The sequence below is a fragment of the Actinoplanes sp. NPDC048791 genome, from assembly GCF_040650095.1.
Taxonomy (GTDB): Bacteria; Actinomycetota; Actinomycetes; order Mycobacteriales; family Micromonosporaceae; genus Actinoplanes.
Genome location: NZ_JBEZGQ010000459.1, coordinates 1 through 6,435 on the forward strand (window position 1 = coordinate 1; position 6,435 = coordinate 6,435).

A 6,435-nucleotide genomic window follows, 5' to 3' on the forward strand; every position below is an offset into this window, starting at 1 on the left:
GGTCGACCGCCCGGCTCGCGCGCTTGGCGTCGTCACCCGGCTCAGCGGCGGCGGCACCAGGTGCGGCCAGCGCCACCGCGGCCGCGCAGAGCACGCTCAGGCCGGCGGCGAGCAGGACGGTGAACCGGTTGTGTCGCGAGTGACTGGAGTCCACGAAGAGTCACCGTACTCTGACTATTGGTGACAATTTGCTGGTTGCGCCGCTAATCGCTCAAATAACGCAATCGCCGCGCATCCCCTGGGGATGCGCGGCGATCGGGACGGAACGGGTCAGACCTTCAGGTAGAACCGCAGAGTGATCCAGGCGGTGATCGCGCTGACGCCGGCGCCCACGCCGGCCAGCAGCGGCAACATCAGCCACACATTCCCGTCGGGGATCGGGGTCAGCACGTTCGTCAGCGCCTGCAATCGGCCGTCCAGCAGGACCACCTTGCCGACGAAGATGAACACGAAGCCCAGGATCGCGCCGATCAGGCCGGCCACCACCGCTTCGAGCACGAACGGGGCCTGGATGAACCAGTTCGAGGCGCCGACCAGCTTCATGACCGCGACCTCACGGCGCTTGCTGTACGCCGCCACCTGGATCGTGTTGCCGACCAGCAACAGCGCCGCCATGGCCATGAAGCCGGCGACCACCAGGGCCATCACCTGGATCGCGTTGAAGATCTTGAACACCTTGTCGAGCAGCTCGCGCTGGTCGACGATGTCCTGGATGCCGGGAGTGCCCTCGATCTGCGAGTTGAACTCGGCGTACTGCTCCGGGTTCTTGAGCTTGACCCGCCAGGACTCCGGCAGGCTGTCCGGGGTGACCGACTTGACGAAGTCAGGCGAGTCCCGCCAGAGCACCTTGAACTTCTCGAAAGCCTGCTCCCGCGACTCGTACGTCTTCTCGGCGACGAGCGGGTTGGTGCTGAGCAGCTGCTCGATCGAGGCGCGCTGCGCGGCGGTGACGTCCTCACGCAGGAAGATCGAAACCTCGATCTCACCGTAGTAGTAGTTCTTCATCTGGTCGACCTGCATGTACATGAGCACGCTGGCGCCCAGCATCGTCAGTGAGACCGACATCGTGATGATCATGGCGATGGTCATCGTGACGTTGCGCCACAGGCCGACCAGCACCTCGTTGAGGACGTACTTGAAACGCATCGGGGGTTCCTTCCGGGACTCCGCGGCTTACTTCAGATGCAGGGTGGGCGGGGCCCGGCTGTCAGCCGTACACGCCTCGGGCCTGGTCGCGGACGATCCGTCCGCTCTCGATCTCGATGACCCGGCGGCGCATCTGGTTGACGATGTTGGAGTCGTGGGTGACCATCACGACCGTCGTGCCGGTCCGGTTGATCCGGTCCAGCAGTCGCATGATCTCGATGGAGGTGTCGGGGTCGAGGTTGCCCGTGGGCTCGTCGGCCAGCAGGATGAGCGGCCGGTTGACGAACGCCCGGGCCACGGCGACACGCTGCTGCTCACCGCCCGACAGCTCGTGGGGGTAGCGGTGCTCCTTGCCGCCCAGACCGACGAGCTCGAGAACCTCGGGCACCACCCGGCGGGCGACGGCCTTGGTCTTGCCGATCACCTCGAGGGCGAACGCCACGTTCTCGTACGCGGTGCGGTTGGGCAGCAGGCGGAAGTCCTGGAACACACATCCGATGGAGCGCCGGAAGTGCGGGATCTTCCACGACCGCATGGTGGTGACATCCTTCGCGTTCACCACGACCTTGCCGCGCGAGGGGGCCACCTCGTGCAGCAAAAGCTTGATGATCGTCGACTTGCCGGAACCGGAGGGGCCGATGAAGAAGACGAACTCACCCTTCTCGATACCGACGCTGACATCGTCCAACGACGGCCGAGACGCCTTCGGATACGTCTTCGTCACGTTCTCGAGCTGAATCACGGGTCGAGAGTCTACGCGGTGTAACGAAAACTCCAAGTCCGGCGGGGGCAGGATTTTGGCACATTCAGCGCCGGCGAGGCACCCCTCCCCCGTGCGGACACCCCGGACCACCGAGGCGGAGAACGCCGCCTGACCGTTCGTTCAGGCGGCGTGTCGGCGCCCGCTCAGGCCTTGATCTGGGTCTGCTTGCGCCACCGGATGCCGGCCTGGATGAACTCGTCGAGGTCGCCGTCGAAGACCGAGTTCGGGTTGCCCGTCTCCTGCTCAGTGCGCAGATCCTTGACCATCTGGTACGGGTGCAGGACGTAGCTGCGCATCTGGTCGCCCCACGATCCGGTGGTGTCCTGCTTGAGGCCGGCCATCTTCGCCTCCTCCTCCTGACGCTTGCGTTCGAGCAGGCGCGCCTGGAGCACCCGCATCGCGGAGGCCTTGTTCTGCAGCTGAGATTTCTCGTTCTGACACGTCACCACGATGCCCGTCGGAATGTGCGTGAGGCGCACCGCCGAGTCGGTGGTGTTAACGCTCTGTCCACCAGGACCGGACGAACGGTAGACGTCCGTCCGCAGTTCGTTGTCCGGAATGTCGATATGGTCGGTCTGTGCGACCACCGGCATGACTTCCACACCGGCGAAGCTGGTCTGCCGCCGGCCCTGGTTGTCGAACGGGCTGATCCGCACCAACCGGTGGGTGCCGGACTCGACGCTGAGCGTGCCGTAGGCGTACGGCACCTTGACGGCGAAGGTGGCGGACTTGAGGCCGGCCTCTTCGGCGTACGAGGTCTCGTAGACCTCCGTCGGGTAACCGTGCCGCTCGGCCCAGCGCAGATACATCCGCATCAGCATCTCGGCGAAGTCGGCGGCGTCCACGCCGCCGGCACCCGCGCGGATGGCCACGACGGCCTCGCGGGAGTCGTACTCGCCGGAGAGCAGGGTGCGGACCTCCATCTCCTCGACGGCCTTGCTCAGGGAGATGAGCTCCTGGCCGACCTCGGCGACGGAGTCCTCGTCGTCGGCCTCGCGGGCCATCTCGAGCAGCAGCTCGGCGTCGTCGATGCGCAGGCGGAGCCGCTCCAGCCGGGAGATCTCGCCACTGAGGTACGACAGCCGGGAGTTGACCTCCTGGGCCCGCGCCTGGTCGTCCCACAGGTCGGGGGCGGAGGCCTGCTCCTCGAGCTCCGCCTTGTCTCGGCGCAACTTGTCCACGTCGAGGACGTTCTCGATGTTGCGCAGGGTGGCGTCGAGGGCTTTGAGCTGTTCGGGAAAGTCGGCTGCACTCACGACTGTCGAGAATACGCCGCCCGGCCGGTCAACCGGCCGGGCGGCCGTTGTTTCCTGATATCGGGGCTACTCCGCCGGGGCCACTTTCAGCCAGCTCAGGGCCGCCTTGTGGTACGCGACCGCGAACTCCAGGGCGGCCGCGCCGTACGCGTCACCGGCCTTCTTGGCCTCCTTGGCCTGCTCGCGAGCCATCGCCAGAGCCTCCGAGTGGTACTCGTTGGCCCCGGTGTAGAGCGTCTTGAGCTGGTTGCCGGAGTGCTGCTGGCCGAAGGCGACCCGCAACGCGACCGGGTTACGGATCGCGTCGCGACCGGGCGACTCGGCGAGCCAGCGGCTGAACGCGCGCTTGCCGCTGGCGGTGATGGCGTAGGGCTGGCTGGACCGCGGCCCGGGCTTGCCGAGGCGGACGAAGCCCATCTCGGCCAGCACGGGCAATTCGCGGTAGACCTGGCTCCGCGTCATCGACCAGTACGGCCCGAGGCGGCGTTCGGCAGCCGCCATGAGCTGTCCACCGGTCATCGGGCCCTCGTGGAGCAGGCCCAGAAGGGCGGCAGCCGTGGGATTGATTTGAGAGTCGGGCATGCCTTCTAAGCTGCCACTTTGTCGTCCCGGCGTCCAGGATTTCGCCCGATCCGTCCAATTTGCGTCTCCACAAGCGACTGTCCCGCACAGACAGTCCGACCACGAGGGTCGGGACCGGGCGTTTTGCCGTTGAGGACGACTCTCGCGAGGTAAAATGGTTCACGAAAACGGTCAGACGGCGCTCTAGGTCGCCAACCCCGGCAAACCAGGTCGGCGCTCCCGCGAAGACGGCGGGCCGCCACGTGAAGAACACGCAACGGCCCGCAAACCCGGACGATCAGCCCATATGGGGGTACTGCCAGGACGTCGGAGCCTCGAAGGTCTCCTTGATCGTCCGCGGCGAGACCCACCGGTGCAGGTTCAGCACCGAGCCGGCCTTGTCGTTGGTGCCACTGCCGCGGGCGCCGCCGAAGGGCTGCTGCCCCACCACCGCACCGGTCGGCTTGTCATTGATGTAGAAGTTGCCCGCCGCGTCGCGCAGGGCGGTGGCGGCCCAGTCCACGACCGAGCGGTCGGTGGCGAAGATGGAGCCGGTCAACGCGTACGGCGAGACGGACTCGGCCCGGGCCACCGTGTCGGCGAAGGAGTCGTCCTCGTAGACGTGCACGCCGAGGATCGGCCCGAAGTACTCGGTCGTGAAGACCTCGTGCGCCGGGTCGGTGGACTCCACGAGGGTCGGTGCCACGAACCAGCCCTCGCTGTCGTCAGCCGTGCCGCCCGCCAGCACCGTGCAGGAGGCGCTGTTCTTGATCCGGTCGAGCGCCGCGGCGTGCTTGGCGAACGCCCGGCCGTCGATCACGGCGCCGCCGAAGGTGGACAGGTCGGTGACATCGCCGTACCGGATCGAGGAGACCGAGGCCGCGAGCCGATCACGCAGGCCGCCCTCCCAGATGGAGCGCGGCACGTAGGCGCGGGACGCGGCCGAGCACTTCTGGCCCTGGTATTCGTAGGCGCCGCGGAGCAGCGCCGTGTGCAGCATGTCCGCGTCGGCGCTGGCGTGCGCGAAGACGAAGTCCTTGCCACCGGTCTCCCCCACCAGCCGCGGGTAGGACCGGTAACGGTCGATGTTCGACCCCACCTCGCGCCACAGGTGCCGGAAGGTGGCCGTCGAACCGGTGAAGTGGATGCCGGCCAGGTCGGGATCGGCCAGCACCACGTCGGAGACGGCCAGGCCGTCGCCGGTCACCATGTTGATCACGCCGGGCGGCAGACCGGCCGCCTCGAACAACCGCATGGTGAAGTGCGCCGAGAGCTGCTGGGTCGGCGACGGCTTCCAGACCACCGTGTTGCCCATCAGCGCGGGGGCCGAGGGCAGGTTGCCGGCGATCGCGGTGAAGTTGAACGGGGTGATCGCATAGACGAAGCCCTCGAGCGGGCGGTGGTCGAAGCGGTTCCAGACCCCGGGCGAGGACTGCGGCTGCTCGCCGAGGATCTGCTCGCCGAAAGCGACGTTGAAGCGCAGGAAGTCGATCAGCTCGCAGGCCGCGTCGATCTCCGCCTGGTACACCGACTTCGACTGGCCCAGGATCGTCGCCGCGTTCAGGGTGTCGCGCCAGCCGCCGGCCAGCAGCTCGGCGGCGCGCAGGAAGACCGCGGCCCGCTCGCTGAACGGCAGGGCCCGCCAGCCTTTCGCGGCCCGCTTGGCCGCGGCAACGGCAGCGGCGGCGTCCTCGTGCGTGGCATTGCCGGCGACGCCGAGGACGTGGTGCCGCTTGTGCGGCTGGACGACCTCGATCGAAGCGCCGCCGCCGAGCTTGCGGTTGCCGTCGATCGTCATCGTGAGATCGAGGCGCTCGCCGGCCATCGCGTCCAGCCGCGACTGCAACGAGGCCCGCTCGGGGCTCCCCGGGGCATAGCTGCGGACCGGCTCGTTCCGCGGCTCCGGCACGGCAAGCAGGGCGTCCATCACGTACTCCTCAACCTTGTGGGTTCCTGGTCACGACATTGTGTGTCGCGGTCCATCCTCGCACGCGGACAACGGCGTTCCGGTGCCCTCACGGGGCGCTGGGGGCCCGCGTACCCTGAGGGCCATGAGTGAGGCGGACAGCGAGGTCAACGCGGCCCAGGGCGCTCAGAACGGCACGGAGGAGGCGCCCTCGCGAGGGCTGCTGCTGGCCGCCGTCGGCCTGGTCTGGATGGCCGGGATGCTCTGGTCGGCCCGGGCCACGATCACCGGTCGCGCGAGCGCCGAGATGGAGGTCACCTCCACGGCGTACGCGATGCCCGGCGCGATCTCCGCGAGCCTGGTCACCGGCGCGGCCGTCGCCCTGGCCGTCCTCGCCTTCCTGACCCGCGGCGGCCGCACCCCGGGCGTCACGGTCCGCTTCATCATCGCGACCGGCACCGGCCTGGCGGTCGGCCTGCTGGGCGCGCTCTCGATCATCACGATCAACACCGAGGGCTGGCTGTACGCGGTCGTCGGCGGCACGGTCGCGGCCGCGGCGACGATCGGCGGAGCCCTGGCCGGGTTCCGCTACCGGCGGGTGACCGCGGCGGTCTGCTGGGGCGCGATCACCGTCTTCGTCGTGGGCTTCGTGCTCAACGTTTTGCAGGACATGCTGCTGCCGGTGCTCGGCTCGGGCGACTCGGCTGCCTCACGCACCAATGCCGCGGGCTGGTTCGGCCTGGTCCAGGCGGTGCTCAGCGGCGTGGCGGGGGCCCTGGTGGCGTACCGCGTGCTGCGCCGGG

5 protein-coding genes and 1 pseudogene are annotated in these 6,435 nt (G+C 68.2%); 1 reads left to right on the forward strand and 5 read right to left on the reverse strand.

All coding sequences use genetic code 11. The annotated features are described in order from the left end of the window. Positions 1-270: 270 nt before the first annotated feature. The 5 genes from ftsX to pruA form a co-directional block, all read right to left on the reverse strand. A complete protein-coding gene (gene ftsX, locus AB0C29_RS27895) occupies positions 271-1,146 on the reverse strand; it encodes a permease-like cell division protein FtsX (RefSeq protein WP_360555382.1) in 876 nt (291 codons plus the stop codon). 61 nt (positions 1,147-1,207) lie between these two features. Next, entirely contained in the window at positions 1,208-1,888 is a 681-nt protein-coding gene (gene ftsE, locus AB0C29_RS27900) for a cell division ATP-binding protein FtsE (RefSeq protein ID WP_023358989.1), read from the reverse strand. Between the two features lie 164 nt (positions 1,889-2,052). Then, positions 2,053-3,165, reverse strand: coding sequence for a peptide chain release factor 2 (prfB, locus tag AB0C29_RS27905; protein ID WP_360825967.1), 1,113 nt, complete (start codon positions 3,163-3,165; stop codon positions 2,053-2,055). A gap of 66 nt (positions 3,166-3,231) precedes the next feature. After that, entirely contained in the window at positions 3,232-3,747 is a 516-nt protein-coding gene (locus AB0C29_RS27910; RefSeq protein WP_125809187.1) for a PadR family transcriptional regulator, read from the reverse strand. 277 nt (positions 3,748-4,024) lie between these two features. After that, on the reverse strand, positions 4,025-5,653 hold the full coding sequence (gene pruA / locus AB0C29_RS27915; protein ID WP_360825970.1) for an L-glutamate gamma-semialdehyde dehydrogenase: 1,629 nt from the start codon (positions 5,651-5,653) through the stop codon (positions 4,025-4,027). A gap of 124 nt (positions 5,654-5,777) precedes the next feature. Between pruA and AB0C29_RS27920 the strand changes: the two are divergent. Then, positions 5,778-6,435, forward strand: a pseudogene (locus tag AB0C29_RS27920) (hypothetical protein); the annotation flags it as partial.

Excerpts from the sequence above, each read along its gene's own strand:
- ftsX (WP_360555382.1), bottom strand. The coding sequence starts at position 1,146 with ATGCGTTTCAAGTACGTCCTCAACGAGGTGCTGGTCGGCCTGTGGCGC.
- AB0C29_RS27910 (WP_125809187.1), bottom strand. The coding sequence starts at position 3,747 with ATGCCCGACTCTCAAATCAATCCCACGGCTGCCGCCCTTCTGGGCCTG.
- pruA (WP_360825970.1), bottom strand. The coding sequence starts at position 5,653 with ATGGACGCCCTGCTTGCCGTGCCGGAGCCGCGGAACGAGCCGGTCCGC.